The organism is Haladaptatus sp. CMAA 1909 (assembly GCF_043952005.1).
In the GTDB taxonomy this organism is placed as follows: domain Archaea; phylum Halobacteriota; class Halobacteria; order Halobacteriales; family Haladaptataceae; genus Haladaptatus.
In genome coordinates, this window is record NZ_JBIOAV010000004.1 from 232,630 (window position 1) to 248,046 (window position 15,417).

The following is a 15,417-nucleotide window of genomic DNA, read 5'->3' on the forward strand; positions in this document are numbered from 1 at the left end:
CAAAGACGGGAGTTCCTCCGTATTCAAATAGATGGTCCACATATCGTTCGATCGTGGCAGTTTCGTTCGACCTCTTCGGGACGCTCGTCGAAGTCACACCGCCAGATGACCCTGCACAAGCCGTTGCCATTGCGCTCTCCGAGCGGGGCGTTTCCATTCCGTCGGACTGGCCGCACGTCTATACGACTCCCCATCTCGATGTCCCTCCCGGTGAAGAACTCTCGCTCGTCGACCACGTGAAAGTGGGATTGGAGAGTTGTGGAAGGGACGTCTCACGCTCGGTCGTTCGAACATCACTTCTCGATGCCTTCGAAACCCCGATTCGCACACGAACTGGGGCTAAAGCCGCCGTTACATCTGCTGACAGATGTGGACCGATCGGAATCCTCTCGAACTGTAGTGTTCCGGGACTCGTCCAGCACACCCTGTCTCAGTCCGACCTTGACCCGGACGCTTTCGATGCGGTCGTCAGTAGCGTCGAGTGTGGATGGCGGAAACCGGATATGCATGCGTTTCGCGAAATCTCTGCCCGGCTCGACGTCCCACTTTCAGAACTCACCCACATCGGTGACGATCCGGAAACGGATGGAGGAGCAACTGATGCAGGAGCTACTGCGATTCTACTCGATGACGTCTCATTGAGCGACATTTCGAGGGAAATGGAGTGTCCCAAATGACGATCTATGGCGTCCTCGCGGTCACGGTTGCGTTCTTGTTAGATTGGTTTTTCATGGAACCGCCGACGCGGGCACATCCCGTCGTTTGGTTCGGGAAAGTGATTGCTGCGACTGATCGTGAGTGGTCGGCCCCTCGCCAAACTGGCTTGCTAATTGCGGTAGGATTGCCCGCGATAGCTGCCCTCAGTGTCGGTATTCTCGTTCAGATAGCCATCGTAGTGCATCCCCTCGCCGCGACCGTTCTCGCTGGCATCGTACTGTTTACGACGACGAGCATGCGGATGCTTCTCGAAACCGCAGCCGACGTGACGGAATTGACCGAGACGAATCTCGCGATCGCCCGAAAAGAGGTACGAGCGCTTGCAGGACGCGACGCGTCGTCACTCTCCACGGGAGAAGTTCGAAGCGCAGTTGCTGAAAGCCTCTCCGAGAATTTGGCCGATGGCCTCGTGGCGTCCCTGTTCGCCTTTGCCATCTGTGCTCCCATTTCGCTTCCGCTGGCCGCCGCTGCGGCGACGTGGGTGAAGGCAGTTAACACGCTCGACTCCATGCTGGGCTATCGGTCGAAACCTGTCGGCTGGGCGAGCGCGCGACTCGACGATGCGGTGATGTGGATTCCAGCGCGACTCAGCGCCATATTCATTGCAGTCGCCAGTCTGGGAACTAGTTCCCTTTCAGATGCTCGTTCGTGGGCCCATGAACCACCGTCGCCGAACTCCGGGTGGCCGATGGCGACCCTTGCCGCGGCACTCGACACTCGTTTCGAAAAGCCGGGCGTTTATACGCTCAATCCCCGCGCACGGCTCCCGACCGCTGCTGATGTGAGACAGGGAGTGGGTATCGTTCGGCGGGCGAGCCTTCTCGCGTACGTTATTGCGGGGGTGGTCGTGTGGTTCTGACGGCGGTTCGGGGTGCGCTCGGATTTTTGAGCCGGCTTCCAGTCGGACACGACGAAGATGCGTGGGAAGCGTTTCGACGCAGTTCCGTCGCATTTCCCTTGGCCGGATACGTCATCGGTATATTCCTTGCCGTTCCACTCTTGTTTCCCCTTCCTGCGTCTGCCGATGCCATATTGTTCCTCGTGACTGTGTATGGGGTCACTGGTATCAATCACGTCGACGGACTGGCCGACCTTGGCGATGCGGCCGCGGTGCACGGGGCGGAAAAACGCCGGGCTGTAATGAAAGATACGGATGTCGGCGTCGGTGCTCTTCTCGCCGTCACCCTTCTCATTGCTGGACTGACGCTCGCCGCGGTCGGACTAGTTGCGCTTCCGCTCGAAGCAGTCGTTGCCATCGTGGTCACTGCGGAGGTGAGTGCGAAACTCGGAATGGCGGGATTGGCAGCGTTCGGGTCGCCTGCACACGAGGGATTGGGCTCACAACTCATTGACCAGACTCCACGAGGATTCGTCGTCGCGGTCATCGTCTCGCTTCCGACACTAGCCCTTTCGTGGTCCCCACTGGTAGGTATCGTAATGATAAGTTCCAGTTTGCTCGCCACTGCCGTCGTCGCTCGGTGGGCACGGTCGTGGCTCGGCGGCGTCAGCGGCGACGTGTTCGGGGCGACAAACGAACTTTCCCGACTGGTCGCGCTTCACGTGGGGGTGGTCGCGTGGACGCTCTTTTGATGTGCGGTGGCAAAGGAACGCGGCTCGACGCGTCCGTCGAGAAACCGATGTTCGAAATCAACGGTGTACCAATGGTAGACCGCGTCTGCACCGCCGTCTCCGAAAGCCGAATCGATGCTGTTCATGCAGTCGTCTCTCCGAACACTCCGGAAACGCGACGCCATCTCGACTCGCGTGCGCTATCCATTATCGATGCTCCCGGAGACGGGTACGTCGAAGACCTCTCGTACGCACTCGAACGCGTCGAACCACCTATTCTCACCGTTGTGTCGGACCTCCCGCTCCTCGCTGGAGAGTGTCTCGACCGGGTCCTTTCCGTACACGACCGCGGTTCGCTCACTGTCTGCACTCCCGCCGCCCTCAAGCAGCAGTTGGGAGTGGGAACCGACACGACGTTCGAGCGTGAAGGAGGGGAACTCGCTCCGACCGGACTCAACGTCGTGGGTACCGGCGATGTTGAAACCACGTATGTTACTTACGATGCACGTCTCGCTGTCAACGTGAACCGACAGACCGACGCGGCCGTGGCGGAGGCGTTCGTATGAGATTCGTCCTCGCTGCGGGAACGACACGTACTGCCGAAATCGACGGAATCAGTGCCGCCGGTGCAGCCCCGGACCTGATGGCACATACGCCGAGTGCGGATATCGAAATCGTCGAATACGGACGACCGGTTCGGGCGCCGATCGTGCCGGTCAGTCCGAGCGGCTGTCCGACACCCGCCGTCATAACGCGGGCCGTTCGGGAACGGCTCGGGTTCGATCTAACCGTTATCGATGCCGGGTTGATACGCCCGACGAGTACGCCGACGGTTTCGATTGGTGCGCAAGGCGGCAAAGACGTTCGAGAGACGGAGCCGGTTCCACGTGCACGGGAAATCTATGAGGACGCACGACGATTTGGCGCGGCGCTCCCTGACGATTCGGTCATGGTCGGCGAGACGATTCCCGGCGGGACAACCACTGCTTTGGGAGTTCTCGCGGCATTGGACGAAGATATCGCCGTTTCATCATCGCTTCCGAACAATCCACTTCGACTCAAACGAGACGTCGTCTCGGAGGCACTATCCGCAAGCGATCTGGGTCGGGGGGACGCAACCGGTGATCCTGTCTTCGCGGTGAATCGCATGGGTGACCCAGTTCTCGCCACTGTGGCGGGATTCACTGTCGGTGCCCTCGAATCCGGAACCGACGTAACCCTGGCTGGTGGAACGCAAATGCTCGCGGCGGCGGCGCTCGTTCGCCACGCCGGAATCGACGATTCGTTTGGATTGGCGACGACATCGTTCGTCGCCGCCGACGAGACGATCGCGCTTGACCGAGCGTGCAATAAACTTGATCTCGAACTCGAAGTCACCGACCCGAAATTCGACGAGGACGATCACGTTTCGATGCAGCGGTACGTCGAAGGGGAAGGAAAAGAGGGCGTCGGAATGGGTGGTGCGCTCGCGCTCGCCCACCGAGCAAATGTCGATATGGATTCGATCCGGGACAGCGTTATCGAAGTGTACGAACGACTCGATGGTGACACAGATGGACCGTGACGCCATCGAAACCGTCGAACGCGTCCCCCATGGGAGTTCTGACGACCCGGATCTCCTCGATTTTAGTGCCAATATCAACCCGCGAATTCCGACCGGCGTGGAGGCCGTATACCGTGACGCACTGAAACGATCCGGGACGTATCCGGCCGACGACTACCCCGAGTATCGGGCGGCGGCAGCCAACTACGTCGGCTGTTCACCCGAGGAGGTGGTTCCGACACCGGGTGGTCTCGCCGCGATTCGCCTGACCATCGAAACGTCGGTTTCTGCGGACGATTCTGTGCTCATTCCGTTCCCTAGCTTTGGCGAGTATCACCGTGAGGTCTCTCTTCAAGGTGCGAGTCCCGAGCTCGTTCCTCACGACCGTATTCTCGAAACGGACCCGACCGACCACGCGCTCGTCATCGTCTGCAATCCGAACAATCCGACCGGTGATCGCTACGATGCTGGTGAACTCCGTCGCTACGCGGAACTGTGTCGGGATGCCGGAACAACACTGCTCGTCGACGAGGCGTTTCTCGGATTTACCGACCAGGAGTCGATGGCAGGACAGGAAGGCGTTGTCGTCGCTCGCTCCCTGACGAAACTGTTCGGCTTGCCGGGCTTGCGTGCTGGCTTCGCGGTCGCGACGGATCCCGTCAAGAATCGACTCGAAACCGCCCGTCGTCCGTGGACGGTCGGTACTCCCGCTACCGTCGTCGGGACGTACAGTATGGGATGTACCGAATTTATCGTCGAGACCCGAGAACGGGTCCAACGGGAGCGCAGCAGATTGCGCGAAGCACTCGCCAGTTCGTTTGATGTCCATCCCTCGGAGGCCCCATTTCTGTTGTTGGACATCGGTGAGCGCGACCCCGACGAAATCGTTCGGGCTGCTCATAAGCGGAGGGTCGCCGTCCGTGATGCAACGACGTTCCGCGGTCTCGATTCACATATTCGAGTGGCAGTACGCTTGCCGGATGAAAACGACCGACTGGTGGACGTACTCGACGATGTTTGAGACGACTATTCGGGACGACGTGCTTCGACTCGCTCGCCCCGAAACTAGATGGCTCAGTAGCGGTTGGAACGGCGGGTTTTCGGACGCGAATGCCGCCTACAACGTCTCGGTTCCAGCGGGGTTCCAGCGGACGGACCTAGACGCGTACATTGACGAACGACGGACGAGTGCGCGGTTCGGTCGTCCTGGTCCGACGCTCCTCACCGGTGTTGATCTTCGCCATGCTCGCGGGACACGGTACGGCTCGGTTGAAGTGGTCGTCACCGCTGGGATATCGAACCCCGCGGCGCTCCCGATGACCTCAAGCGAGGAAACGAGGTCGCTTGACGACACGTGGGATGTCGGGTCGGACGTTGGAACTGTGAACGTCATTCTGGGAACAACCCACGCACTCGACGATGGGAGCCTCGCGACGTTGCTGTCGGTTGCCGTCGAAGCGAAAACTGCGACGCTACTCGCCGAAACGGGGTTTCCTGGCACGACGGACGCAGTCATCGCCGCGTGCGACCCGAACGGAGAGGAGGAGACTTTCGCCGGAAGCGGGACGCCGATTGGGGCAGCGGCGAGGGCGTGTGTCCGCGACGCTGTCCAAGCGAGTCTCCGTTCGCGGTATGCGAACCGGGAGGTCCCGTCGTCAGTCAAGGACGCGGACTACGGCGTCACGACCGAGGTTCAAAGCGAGACGTTCCGTCTCTGAGAGCAAACTATCGATTCCGTCGTCGATTCATCGCCACCGACGGACCCATAGCAGTGCACCAACCATAGCCACGAGGGCGCTGATTACGCCGAATCCCGGTTGTCCGTTCGACTCCGTTGTCGTTGCTTCACTTTCATCCGCAGCACTTATCATTTCGGTGGTAGTTACAGTCGTGTTTGTGGTCGCGTTTGCCGCCGCATATGCATCCGGATGGAAATGTTTCGTGAGGTTCGTGATAGCAAAGACTACTCGCGGTGCGGGTTGGTTCATGTACTCGATAGGGACTACGACGGTCCGGTTTTTCCGCACGGCGGTAAGGTTCCGGTATCCGGTTTCATCCGGAACAGCCGGGTCTTGTTCGTTGAGAACGATCCAATCGGGATCTTGCTTTACAACGACTTCCTTGCTGATCTCTTTGTACCCCGAGATGCCAACCTTGGCGGCGACGTTGTTGCCTCCGGCGGTCCGGATAATCCGGTCGATGAACGTCCCTTTGCCGGAGGTATACCCGTAGAAAAGGTAGAGAACGTCCGGACGTTGTTCTCCTTTAACAGCCTGTCGGACGGTACGGATACGGTCTTTCATCCACGAGACGGTTTTCTTTGCACCACCACACTCACCGACGAGGGTACCTGTGACGGCGGTATCGCGGTAGACGTCCTCGATAGAGGTCGCACTTCGATACGCGTACACCGTCACACCAGCATCGCGGAGCTTTTTCACGGTTTCTTTCGAGACGGTATTCGGTGCGAGAACCAAGTCCGGTTTGAGCGAAACCACCTTTTCGACATTGACGAATGACTCCCCAGTACCGGACACGTTCGCCTTTTCACTCGCACCTTCTAGGTAGCTTGCGTATTGGGTCACTCCGACGACCTTGTCTTTTGCACCGATCTCCCACATGATCTGTGCAGCGCTCGGCGAGAGCGTGACGACGCGTTCTGGTTTCTCATCGAGCGTTGCTTTTGTTCCGGTCGCATCTACCTTGGAGACTGGAAACGAACAAGTCGACTGTTGGGTCGCTGTTACTGTCGCTGCCGGTGGGACAGCGAGCGTTGCTACAAGCAGAAGACTGACGAGGAGTATCCTCTGTCGCATGTGACTGCTCTTTGGACGTATACAATAAATATTTACCTAACACAACCTCACTTTCACACGTCGGACCTGCTGCCAGTCCGTTTTCGGACGCTCAACCGACGCGAACGATGAGTGTAAATTCGTCGTTCGAATCCACAACGGCAGCACCACACATCACTTCCCCGAAAATGAACGGATTCGTCATCGCTGGGACGGCATCAGGAGTCGGCAAAACCGTCACGACACTCGCGGTTATTCGCGCTCTCGAAGCAACGGGTCAGACAGTTCAACCCGCAAAAGCGGGTCCGGATTTTATCGATCCGAGTCACCACGCCGCTATTGCGGGACGGCCCTCTCGCACACTTGACACGTGGCTCGAAGGTGAAGACGGGATGCGACGAAATTACGACCGCGGAACCGGCGATGTTTGTGTTGTCGAGGGTGTGATGGGACTCTACGACGGAGACCGATCGAGCACCGCACGGGTCGCGGACGTCCTTGACATTCCGGTCGTGCTCGTCGTTGATGCCAGCGCCGGAATGGAGAGCGTCGCCGCGACTGCACTCGGGTTTCGAGAGTACGCCGAACGAGCGGGTCGGAATATCGACGTCGTCGGCATCATCGCCCAACGCGCCCATGGCGGACGTCACGAGCGAGGAATCCGCGATGCGCTCCCGGATGAGTTGGAGTATTTCGGTCGAATTCCACCGATATCCGGCCTCGAAATTCCCGACCGCCACCTCGGACTGCAGATGGGTGACGAACGCCCGGTGGATACGGAGGCGCTCGATGAGGCCGCTGTACACGTTCGCGCGAATCGGTTGTTGGATATCGCTCGTGAGCCACCTCGCCCACCGGAACAGGAACCGAACCCTACTCGAAACCGCCGTGTTGCAGTCGCTCAGGATGCGGCATTTCGCTTCATCTACCCTGCCGTCATGGAACGACTTCGAACTCGGACCGAGGTTGTGACGTTCGCACCGACGGCGGGCGACGACCTTCCCGACTGCGACGGTGTCTATCTTCCCGGCGGCTATCCGGAACTCCAAGCAGAACGACTCGCCGACAGCCCGTCGCTTTCGACGCTTTCGGGTCAAGCAAGCGATGGACTGCCGATTCTCGGTGAGTGTGGCGGTCTAATGGTATTGGCTGAATCACTCACCACGACGAACGGGCGAACGTATTCGATGGCGGGAATCCTCCCTGCCGAGGTTCGAATGCACGAACGGTATCAAGCACTCGATCACGTCGAGCTCCGTGCCCGCTCGCAGCCGTTCGGTATCGATAGCGGGACAACCATTCGAGGACACGAATTTCATTATTCGAGCGCGGACGTCGCGCCCGATGCTACCTTCGCCTTCGACGTGAGACGAGGGACCGGTATCGACGGGGAGCATGACGGATTGACGGAGTTCGAGACGGTCGGCACGTACTGCCACGCTCACGCCGCGAGTGGCGCGTTCGACGCCTTCATCGATTCATTGTAACCATGTCAGAAAACGATTCCAATTCCACCGAGACGGACCGTACTGAACAGCTGAAACAAACGCCCGGCAAGGGGCGCACACCGATGTCCCGACCTATCGAACCCGATGCTCCTGACGAGTTTGGTCTCGTTCAACTCTGGTGGGGAGACGGGAAGGGAAAGACCACCGCTTCATTAGGGATGGGCTTTCGCGCCGCAGGACACGGATATCGTGTTCATATGCTCCAGTTCATGAAGGGTGGCGCATCGAGCGTCGAAGACGTCCGTGGAGAGTACAACGCCATCGAGCACGTTCCCGGATTCACGTACGAAAACTCGGGGAACTACGGGTGGCATGGATTCCTCGACGGGTCGGACGACGACGAACACGTCGCCAAAGCGAAGGCTGGATTTTCGCGGGCCGAAGAACTCGTTCACACTGCAGAGGAGGTGTCGCTCGATGAACCGCTCCCGTTTGACGGGGCTCCCGAAGACGGAGTACATATGCTAATTCTGGACGAAATCCTCTATGCGGTGAACCGTGAGCTGATCGACCCGGAATCGCTCGTCGAACTCGTCGAATCCAAACCCGATAACCTGGAGTTGGTTCTTACGGGTGGACACCAGAAACCGGAGTATCTCTACGACCATGCGAATCTCGTTACCAACGTCCGAAAGGAAAAACACCCCATCGACGATGGGCAGCGGGCCCGCAAAGGGACCGAGTACTGATGACGGAGACGGTGCTCGTTGCGGGAACTGAAAGCCACGTCGGGAAGAGCACCGTTGCTGCAGGATTGTGCCGACTTCTTGCCCGACGTGGCGTGTCGGTCGCGCCGTTCAAAGCACAAAACATGAGCAACAACGCTCGGGTGGCCGTTGCTCCCGACGGAGAATGGGGCGAGATCGGCGTCTCACAGTATGTGCAGGCACGAGCCGCTCGAATTCCGGCGTCGACGGATATGAATCCCGTTCTGCTCAAACCACGCGGGGATGGCGAAAGCCAACTCATACTGCAAGGGAAAGCCGTCGGGAACGTTGCTGCTGGAGCGTACTACGAGTCACAGTGGGAACGGGCCAGACGTGCAGCTATCGAATCCTACGAACGATTGGCAGCGGACCACGATGTTATCGTTGCCGAAGGTGCCGGTAGCATCGCTGAAATCAATCTTCACCATCGGGATCTCGCGAACGTGGAGACCGCACGGTTTGCGGACGCTTCGATTCTCCTGCTCGTCAACATCGAACGTGGTGGGGCGTTCGCCAGTCTGTACGGAACGGTGGAACTCATGCCCGATGACCTTCGTGACCGTGTTCGGGGAGCGATCATCACGAAGTTTCGTGGAGACGAGTCGCTGTTGGACCCCGGTATCGATGCAATCGAAGATCGAACGGGTGTCCCGATTCTCGGCGTATTGCCATACGACGATCCCGGCCTCCCGGAAGAGGACAGCGTCTCACTCCCACTGCAAGAAGAGATGGCTATTTTCGGTAACGATGACGGTGTTCCCGACTCGCATTCCATTACGATTGGTGTTCCACGGGTACCGCATATCTCGAATTTTACCGATCTCGAACCGTTAGCGAACGAACCGGGTGTCCGTGTTGCGTACCTTCCACTTCACTCTGGTCTCGACAGCGTCGATGCTATCGTACTTCCCGGTTCGAAGAACACTGTCGATGATTTGCTTGCTCTACGGAACGCGGGGTTTGGCGAGCAGTTAGCGGCCTTTTCCGGTCCCACTGTCGGGATTTGTGGTGGCTATCAGATGCTGGGAGAACGAATCACGAACGCGGCACTCGAAGGTACCGGCGACCACAACGTCGTGCGTGGTTTCGATTTGCTCCCCGTCGAAACGCGGTTTTCGACTGAAAAACACGTTGAGCGAGTAACTCGAACACTAAACCCAGTTGGGTTGCTGTCCGAAGCGGAAGGGACAGTTCGCGGGTATGAGATCCACATGGGCCAAACCTCCGCAACCCGTTCGGTCGAGCAACCGATTGGTGAGGGAAGCGCCGCGCTGAATTCTGTCCTCGGAACGTACCTCCACGGTCTCTTTGAAAACGAGAACGCTCGAACTGCGTTCTTGAAGGCAGTGTTCCAGTCTGCGGATAAACCATACCTCGATGAAAGGGATTCCTTTCAGTCCCCCTACGATGCTGCTGCTGATCTCCTTATGATGAACGTCCCGCAATTACTTCAGAGATCCGTTGATATTGATCGGTGATCGAATTTCCCATATTTGTTTGGTCGATTCAGATTGTCGCTGGTGAAGGTAGTCGATTACACCGTTGTAATAGAGGGGGTCGCGACCTCTCAATAACCCAATCATGCGACCATCACGTCGTTCGTCTTGGCGACGTTCTTCGCATGCTCGAGGGCATTCAGGTACTTATCCTCGACTTGCTGACTCTCGGCGCGTTTCTCGCGGAAGTTTACGAGTTCGGTATTCTGTTCCGAACGCTGAATTGTCTCAAAGAGCTGGCGACCTGCGTTGGTTGCTTCCGCAGCGAGATTCGGTGAGTCATCGTCAACGCTCTCCCCTGTCTCGTAGTCCCGCACGGGATTGATTATACGCGAGACTGACGCCCGGACCCGACTGTTCTTCTCCTCTGCTTTGGTGAGATCGTCGATGTCGTCTTGCACAGACTCGGTTGTGTCTTCGGACTACCGAGCTGCTGTCGGTCCTGGGCACGCTCTTTCGTCGCCTCTTCGCGATAGTCTTCGAGTTCGTCGACACAGATGGAAACTTGTTGAATTGAGTGTTATGATGATCGTATCCAACCCACACGCTTACGTGGTGCTCCATAGTAGTGTCTGCGGGAAATGGTAAATTAAATACTACTATGAACCATGTCCATCAAAAAACGCCTCTCGCATAAAATATCGGTTCCGGACTCCAAACAAGTATCGTCGCTACGGGAACAGACAACTACCTATTTGAAAAACAAAGTCGGCACGAGGACAGAAGCAGTCGCCGAGCTCACAACACTGATTGATCAATTCACTAACGAACGTACGGCTCATGCGATCGAGTACTCCATTAACCGATTGTTCGAACAGTATGAATCGGACGGCGACTTCGAATTTTCGGATAATCGTGCGCTTGAGAACTTCTTGCGTCGATATAATTTGGATAAAGCCCGCCTCGACGACCATTTACTTGAGGTGGTCCGGAGCCAATTCGTTGTGAAGTCCACCGAAGAACCAACACGATCGCTCGAACGCATCGCTAACGAACTCTCGGGAGAGTCGAAGGCAGATGTCGATCGCTCAATCGATAGTCCCATGACGGACGTGCTGTCCCAGTTCCTGACTGACGATACTCAGGGTCGGGTCCATTCTCTCGACGATTTTCTAGAGCGAGACGCCGTCGACACGGTTCAGCAGGTCGAACAGCTGTTCGTTGAGGATCTACCGCGAGTGGTGGAAGAAACACGGACGACCGACGTGAAGGCAGAGCAGCGGCATGCTCCACCGGCGACCGCAGCAGCAGTTGCTGCGATGGCTATCCTTTCTGATGGTGATCGAATCGATCCTGCCTACGAACGCGTTCTGGTCAAACTGGCCTCACATCTGCTTTCTATATATAGCGATGTGGATGGACCTCCAGAAAAAGAACTCGTCGATGCTCTCCCGGAAATCGTACGAGCCATCCGCGAAGAGGATGTAAATTTCGAGACATTCAACTCAAAGCGGACGGGTTCGATAGTACTCGTTGCACTGTTCATCGCCAATCTTGTCGGAATGGGTCTGGGAGCGTGGAAGTCGTATCGGCATGCGCCGCCAATCCCCGACGAAATCCGTGATCAAAATGGCGACATTGTCGCCACCGACGAACAGATTCGGCTGGGTAAGAAGCTGTTCCAGGCCAATGGGCTGATGAACCAGGGGTCAATCCTCGGCAACGGATCGTATTTCGGAGTCGATCTCACAGCTGATGCTCTGCACCTCAAGGCCGAGTTCATGCAGGAGTACTATGCACGAGAACAGGGAGAAGACTCCATTGAGGTACTTGATGAGGCCGAGCAGGTCGCCATCGAAGAACGCATCAAACGAGAACTCGACGCCGACGCTCCAGATGGATCAGTCATCCAGTATTCGGCCGCTGAAGCGTATGCTCATCGGCGAATTCGTGAACAGTATATCGAGCGGTACCACGAAGGCGACCCTGATAGGGGGATTCCGCCAGAATTCATTGCGACGCCCGAACAAGCCGAGCGCATCGCCGATTTTTCCGTTTGGACTGCATGGTTTGCCCACACTAACCGACCAGACTCGACCCACTCATACACGAACGACTGGCCGTATGAACCTGCGGTCGGAAACCGGCCGACCGGGCAGGTGTTGGTCTGGAGCACGATCAGCGTCCTCTTGCTTATTTTTGGTGGTGGTCTCGGGGTGTGGGCGTATCACTCGCTTGACTTTGCCGAACCGACGACCGACGTTATCGACATTCCATCACCCGACTCGGTGTCGATCACACGCACACAGTACGCTGCAGCGTGGTACATCCCGGTTGCTGGGGCGCTGTTCGCCGTGCAGGTACTTACCGGAGCGCTGCTCGCGCACTATTATGTTGAACGGACGGGCTTTTTCCGGATTGAAGAGATGCTCGGGATCGACCTCGTTTCGCTACTGCCCTTCACGACGGTTCGAACGTGGCATCTCAACCTCGCAATCCTGTGGATAACGACCCTGTGGCTTGCAGGGGGACTCTTCCTCCCGGGGCTGTTCAACGATCACGACCCGCCCTGGCAAGCGACGGGCGCATCGGTGCTCCTTGGATTACTCGTAATCGCGACCGCTGGTGCGTTTGCAGGGGTTTGGTTTGGAATACAGGGCAAACTTGGCTCGCCCGAAGAGGGGAGGCTCTGGTGGTGGCTTGGATCTGAAGGGCTTGAGTATCTCGAGGTGGGCCGACTCTGGAAGCTGCTCTTGCTTGGTGGACTCGCTGGATGGACGGGACTAGTACTTCGGAGTGTTCGCCAGATGGACGAACCGCTTGCTGGACTCGGACACTTCTTGGTATATGCGGGTGGATCAATCGGATTGCTGTTCGGTGCGAGCATGCTCTATACACCAGAGACGAACATGGCGGTGACAGAATTCTGGCGCTGGTGGGTCGTCCACATGTGGGTCGAGGGGGTCTTCGAGTTCTTCGTGATCGCCATCATCTCCGTTGCCCTCGTGTCGATGGAGCTGCTCGAGAAAGAGGAAGCAGAGAAAGCAATCCTCTTTGAGGTATTCGCGATTATGGCGGCAGGTATCGTCGGCGTCTCGCATCACTACTGGTGGGTTGGTCTGCCTGATTTCTGGGTGCCGCTTGGGACGACATTCTCGACGCTTGAGTTCGTCCCGCTCGTGTTCGTTCTGTATCGAAGCATCGGCGAATACCGATCGTTGAAATCGCAGGGAGAGTCATTCCCCTACAAAATTCCGCTGCTGTTTATCCTCGGCAGTAGTATCTGGAACTTCGTCGGTGGTGGCGTACTCGGCTTCTTCGTCAACTTGCCAGTGATCAATTACTATGAACATGGAACCTATCTCTCTGTCGCCCACGCCCACGGGGCAACGTTCGGTGCATTCGGCCTGCTTGCGCTTGGACTTGGGACCTACATCCTGCGTGTTGTGACGCCCGAGGCGGTATGGGATCCGACGTGGTTCCGGGTCTCATTCTGGTTCATGAACATCGGTCTGACAATCATGGTTGTTGCATCGTTGCTTCCGGTCGGATTCGCTCAACTCCGGGCGGTCTACACGGATGGCTATGCCGCCGCACGGAGTCTCGAGTTCTACGAGCAGCCACACATTCAGACGTTGTTGTGGGCGCGGTCCTTCGGAGATATGCCGATGATTCTCGGAGCGCTTACGTTCACCGCTGGCGCTGTCCGTCACCTGTATGCTGCACGAAAGGCGTCATTAGAACGGAACGAAGGAACGACGGGCACACCGGTTTGATTTGAGACGGTACGTGGGGGTGGTGAACTCGTTCATCACCCCTTCTCGGGTGTACGTCAACTAGAACAACGATCAAGGGTTACTCGAAAATCTCCGATTCATGAATTCCTCGTGTGTTGGCGACTTCACGGATATCATCGGCGATCGAAACTCATAGCAAAGAGTACGGGTCCTGTCCTGAAGAATCATCGTCAGTTGTGGTTCGACGGTGACCATCGGGTTGACTTGATCACGTGGTTCCGCCCACAGATGAAGTAGCCCGTAATATTCACGTCACTCCTTGCTCGTGAGTTCCTCAGGCTTTCGGTTAGTTATATGCTATCGTATTGCTGGAACCACTGGGCAATTTGCCGACTGAACGCGTCATATACTTCTAATCCGCTCTGGAGAGTCTGATATACCTCGACGTAGTCAACCCTCCCGTATTCATGAGCCAGAACGTTCCGAAACCCGATTGCAGCGACGAGCGTATTCATCGTCTCCTCGTCGATAACCTCCTCTTGCCCGAGAACGCGAATCGCCTCCTTAGATGCAACTCCCGCAAAATCAAAGTCGCGTGTAGCAATGTGTTGTGCGAGGTCGGAACACGCTTGAATCGTATTCTCGAACATCCGTTCAACAGCGCGTTGCTCGGTCGTGTTTGTGAGGAGTTCTGTGCGAGTGAGCGACTGCTGTTTCTCCTTCAGTTCGCCGTGATACTGCTCGATTTGTCCGAGCTTCGTCGAGACAACTCGTTCATCAGCCATGCAGGCCGTCCTCGGCAATGCGGTCGATCACGTCCCGCTGGTGGCGACGAATCTCTTCGTGTTGCTCCTCAAACAGCGCCTTTGTGTCCGCTTTGAAGTTACGAAACGTGTCCTTGTTGCCACAGAGGAACTCGCCATTGACAGCGTCGTGTGCTACTTCGAGTGGCAGTGTTTCAATATCTGAGACATCGATGAATGGGGCATCTTCTCGCTGCAGGTCACCCGAGAGGAAACAGAGGTTTTGGAATCGCTCGTGAGAGAAGAGATTGTCTGCGAACTTGACGGCGAGGTCGAGGTCGGATGACGGACGCGAGTTGCTAGTGAGCTGCGAGCCGAACACCACCGCAAAGTCGATGTCCGTATCGCGGCAAAGTGACTCTTCGAGGACGGCGAGCAACTTCGAGTGTCCGTCAATTGAGTCCATACGTGGAATAATGACGGTTCTCCACTAAAGAATTCCGTTGGTTTGAGGGTTGGGAGTTAGGGGCAGAACGATTTGTTCGCAAACTATCTCGGAGTGTAACCCTAAAGAACTCGACCAGCGGTTCAATCACGCAGTTCCGACCACAGACGCGGTGGCCGGTACCACCTCTCTCTCTCCAGCTTGTAGCCGATAGACG

15 protein-coding genes are annotated in these 15,417 nt (G+C 57.1%); 11 read left to right on the plus strand and 4 right to left on the minus strand.

The features are described from left to right. Window positions 1-53: 53 nt before the first annotated feature. Genes ACGYLY_RS25750 through ACGYLY_RS25780 form a run of 7 tightly spaced genes read left to right on the plus strand, consistent with a single transcriptional unit; the run spans window position 54 to window position 5,547 of the window. Window positions 54-677: an HAD family hydrolase gene (locus tag ACGYLY_RS25750; RefSeq protein WP_395285611.1), complete on the plus strand. Its 624-nt coding sequence runs from the start codon at window positions 54-56 to the stop codon at window positions 675-677. Beyond that, on the plus strand, window positions 674-1,576 hold the full coding sequence (gene cbiB, locus ACGYLY_RS25755; RefSeq protein ID WP_395285612.1) for an adenosylcobinamide-phosphate synthase CbiB: 903 nt from the start codon (window positions 674-676) through the stop codon (window positions 1,574-1,576). Before ACGYLY_RS25750 ends, cbiB begins: the two co-directional genes overlap by 4 nt. Further along, the gene (gene cobS, locus ACGYLY_RS25760) at window positions 1,567-2,307 is read left to right on the plus strand and encodes an adenosylcobinamide-GDP ribazoletransferase (RefSeq protein ID WP_395285613.1); all 741 of its coding nucleotides are present in this window, start codon (window positions 1,567-1,569) and stop codon (window positions 2,305-2,307) included. The genes cbiB and cobS overlap by 10 nt, the downstream gene beginning before the upstream one ends. Continuing rightward, window positions 2,307-2,852, plus strand: coding sequence for an NTP transferase domain-containing protein (locus tag ACGYLY_RS25765; RefSeq protein ID WP_395285675.1), 546 nt, complete (start codon window positions 2,307-2,309; stop codon window positions 2,850-2,852). The genes cobS and ACGYLY_RS25765 overlap by 1 nt, the downstream gene beginning before the upstream one ends. Continuing rightward, window positions 2,849-3,850 (plus strand): nicotinate mononucleotide-dependent phosphoribosyltransferase CobT, encoded by a 1,002-nt coding sequence (cobT, locus tag ACGYLY_RS25770; RefSeq protein WP_395285614.1) that lies wholly within the window; start codon window positions 2,849-2,851, stop codon window positions 3,848-3,850. Before ACGYLY_RS25765 ends, cobT begins: the two co-directional genes overlap by 4 nt. Continuing rightward, complete coding sequence (locus ACGYLY_RS25775) at window positions 3,840-4,850, plus strand: threonine-phosphate decarboxylase (protein ID WP_395285676.1); 1,011 nt, start codon at window positions 3,840-3,842, stop codon at window positions 4,848-4,850. The genes cobT and ACGYLY_RS25775 overlap by 11 nt, the downstream gene beginning before the upstream one ends. After that, a complete protein-coding gene (locus ACGYLY_RS25780; protein WP_395285615.1) occupies window positions 4,843-5,547 on the plus strand; it encodes an adenosylcobinamide amidohydrolase in 705 nt (234 codons plus the stop codon). Before ACGYLY_RS25775 ends, ACGYLY_RS25780 begins: the two co-directional genes overlap by 8 nt. A gap of 27 nt (window positions 5,548-5,574) precedes the next feature. Here the strand turns inward: ACGYLY_RS25780 and ACGYLY_RS25785 are convergent, their stop codons facing one another. After that, window positions 5,575-6,645 (minus strand): PGF-CTERM-anchored ABC transporter substrate-binding protein, encoded by a 1,071-nt coding sequence (locus tag ACGYLY_RS25785; RefSeq protein ID WP_395285616.1) that lies wholly within the window; start codon window positions 6,643-6,645, stop codon window positions 5,575-5,577. Window positions 6,646-6,812: 167 nt separating this feature from the next. Here ACGYLY_RS25785 and ACGYLY_RS25790 point away from each other — a divergent pair, with 167 nt between their 5' ends. From ACGYLY_RS25790 to ACGYLY_RS25800, 3 genes are read left to right on the plus strand one after another with little or no spacing between them, the layout of a single operon-like run. Continuing rightward, window positions 6,813-8,111: a cobyrinic acid a,c-diamide synthase gene (locus ACGYLY_RS25790; protein WP_395285617.1), complete on the plus strand. Its 1,299-nt coding sequence runs from the start codon at window positions 6,813-6,815 to the stop codon at window positions 8,109-8,111. Window positions 8,112-8,113: 2 nt separating this feature from the next. Then, the gene (locus ACGYLY_RS25795; protein WP_395285618.1) at window positions 8,114-8,821 is read left to right on the plus strand and encodes a cob(I)yrinic acid a,c-diamide adenosyltransferase; all 708 of its coding nucleotides are present in this window, start codon (window positions 8,114-8,116) and stop codon (window positions 8,819-8,821) included. Next, window positions 8,821-10,317, plus strand: a complete 1,497-nt coding sequence (locus ACGYLY_RS25800) for a cobyric acid synthase (protein ID WP_395285619.1) — start codon at window positions 8,821-8,823, stop codon at window positions 10,315-10,317. Before ACGYLY_RS25795 ends, ACGYLY_RS25800 begins: the two co-directional genes overlap by 1 nt. A gap of 101 nt (window positions 10,318-10,418) precedes the next feature. Here the strand turns inward: ACGYLY_RS25800 and ACGYLY_RS25805 are convergent, their stop codons facing one another. Then, complete coding sequence (locus tag ACGYLY_RS25805) at window positions 10,419-10,736, minus strand: hypothetical protein (RefSeq protein ID WP_395285620.1); 318 nt, start codon at window positions 10,734-10,736, stop codon at window positions 10,419-10,421. 207 nt (window positions 10,737-10,943) lie between these two features. On the opposite strand from ACGYLY_RS25805, the gene ACGYLY_RS25810 reads away from it, so the two are divergent. Then, window positions 10,944-14,051, plus strand: coding sequence for a nitric-oxide reductase large subunit (locus ACGYLY_RS25810; protein WP_395285621.1), 3,108 nt, complete (start codon window positions 10,944-10,946; stop codon window positions 14,049-14,051). Window positions 14,052-14,362: 311 nt separating this feature from the next. Here the strand turns inward: ACGYLY_RS25810 and ACGYLY_RS25815 are convergent, their stop codons facing one another. Together ACGYLY_RS25815 and ACGYLY_RS25820 are read right to left on the minus strand one after the other, a co-directional pair. Beyond that, entirely contained in the window at window positions 14,363-14,797 is a 435-nt protein-coding gene (locus ACGYLY_RS25815) for a DUF86 domain-containing protein (protein ID WP_395285622.1), read from the minus strand. Next, window positions 14,790-15,221: a nucleotidyltransferase domain-containing protein gene (locus tag ACGYLY_RS25820; RefSeq protein WP_395285623.1), complete on the minus strand. Its 432-nt coding sequence runs from the start codon at window positions 15,219-15,221 to the stop codon at window positions 14,790-14,792. Before ACGYLY_RS25820 ends, ACGYLY_RS25815 begins: the two co-directional genes overlap by 8 nt. Between the last annotated feature and the right edge of the window lie 196 nt (window positions 15,222-15,417).

What these genes read in the sequence shown, in the direction of transcription:
- cbiB (WP_395285612.1), top strand. Translation starts at nt 674, where the DNA reads ATGACGATCTATGGCGTCCTCGCGGTCACGGTTGCGTTCTTGTTAGAT.
- ACGYLY_RS25765 (WP_395285675.1), top strand. Translation starts at nt 2,307, where the DNA reads ATGTGCGGTGGCAAAGGAACGCGGCTCGACGCGTCCGTCGAGAAACCG.
- cobT (WP_395285614.1), top strand. Translation starts at nt 2,849, where the DNA reads ATGAGATTCGTCCTCGCTGCGGGAACGACACGTACTGCCGAAATCGAC.
- ACGYLY_RS25775 (WP_395285676.1), top strand. Translation starts at nt 3,840, where the DNA reads ATGGACCGTGACGCCATCGAAACCGTCGAACGCGTCCCCCATGGGAGT.
- ACGYLY_RS25780 (WP_395285615.1), top strand. Translation starts at nt 4,843, where the DNA reads ATGTTTGAGACGACTATTCGGGACGACGTGCTTCGACTCGCTCGCCCC.
- ACGYLY_RS25785 (WP_395285616.1), bottom strand. Translation starts at nt 6,645, where the DNA reads ATGCGACAGAGGATACTCCTCGTCAGTCTTCTGCTTGTAGCAACGCTC.
- ACGYLY_RS25790 (WP_395285617.1), top strand. Translation starts at nt 6,813, where the DNA reads ATGAACGGATTCGTCATCGCTGGGACGGCATCAGGAGTCGGCAAAACC.
- ACGYLY_RS25795 (WP_395285618.1), top strand. Translation starts at nt 8,114, where the DNA reads ATGTCAGAAAACGATTCCAATTCCACCGAGACGGACCGTACTGAACAG.
- ACGYLY_RS25800 (WP_395285619.1), top strand. Translation starts at nt 8,821, where the DNA reads ATGACGGAGACGGTGCTCGTTGCGGGAACTGAAAGCCACGTCGGGAAG.
- ACGYLY_RS25810 (WP_395285621.1), top strand. Translation starts at nt 10,944, where the DNA reads ATGTCCATCAAAAAACGCCTCTCGCATAAAATATCGGTTCCGGACTCC.
- ACGYLY_RS25815 (WP_395285622.1), bottom strand. Translation starts at nt 14,797, where the DNA reads ATGGCTGATGAACGAGTTGTCTCGACGAAGCTCGGACAAATCGAGCAG.
- ACGYLY_RS25820 (WP_395285623.1), bottom strand. Translation starts at nt 15,221, where the DNA reads ATGGACTCAATTGACGGACACTCGAAGTTGCTCGCCGTCCTCGAAGAG.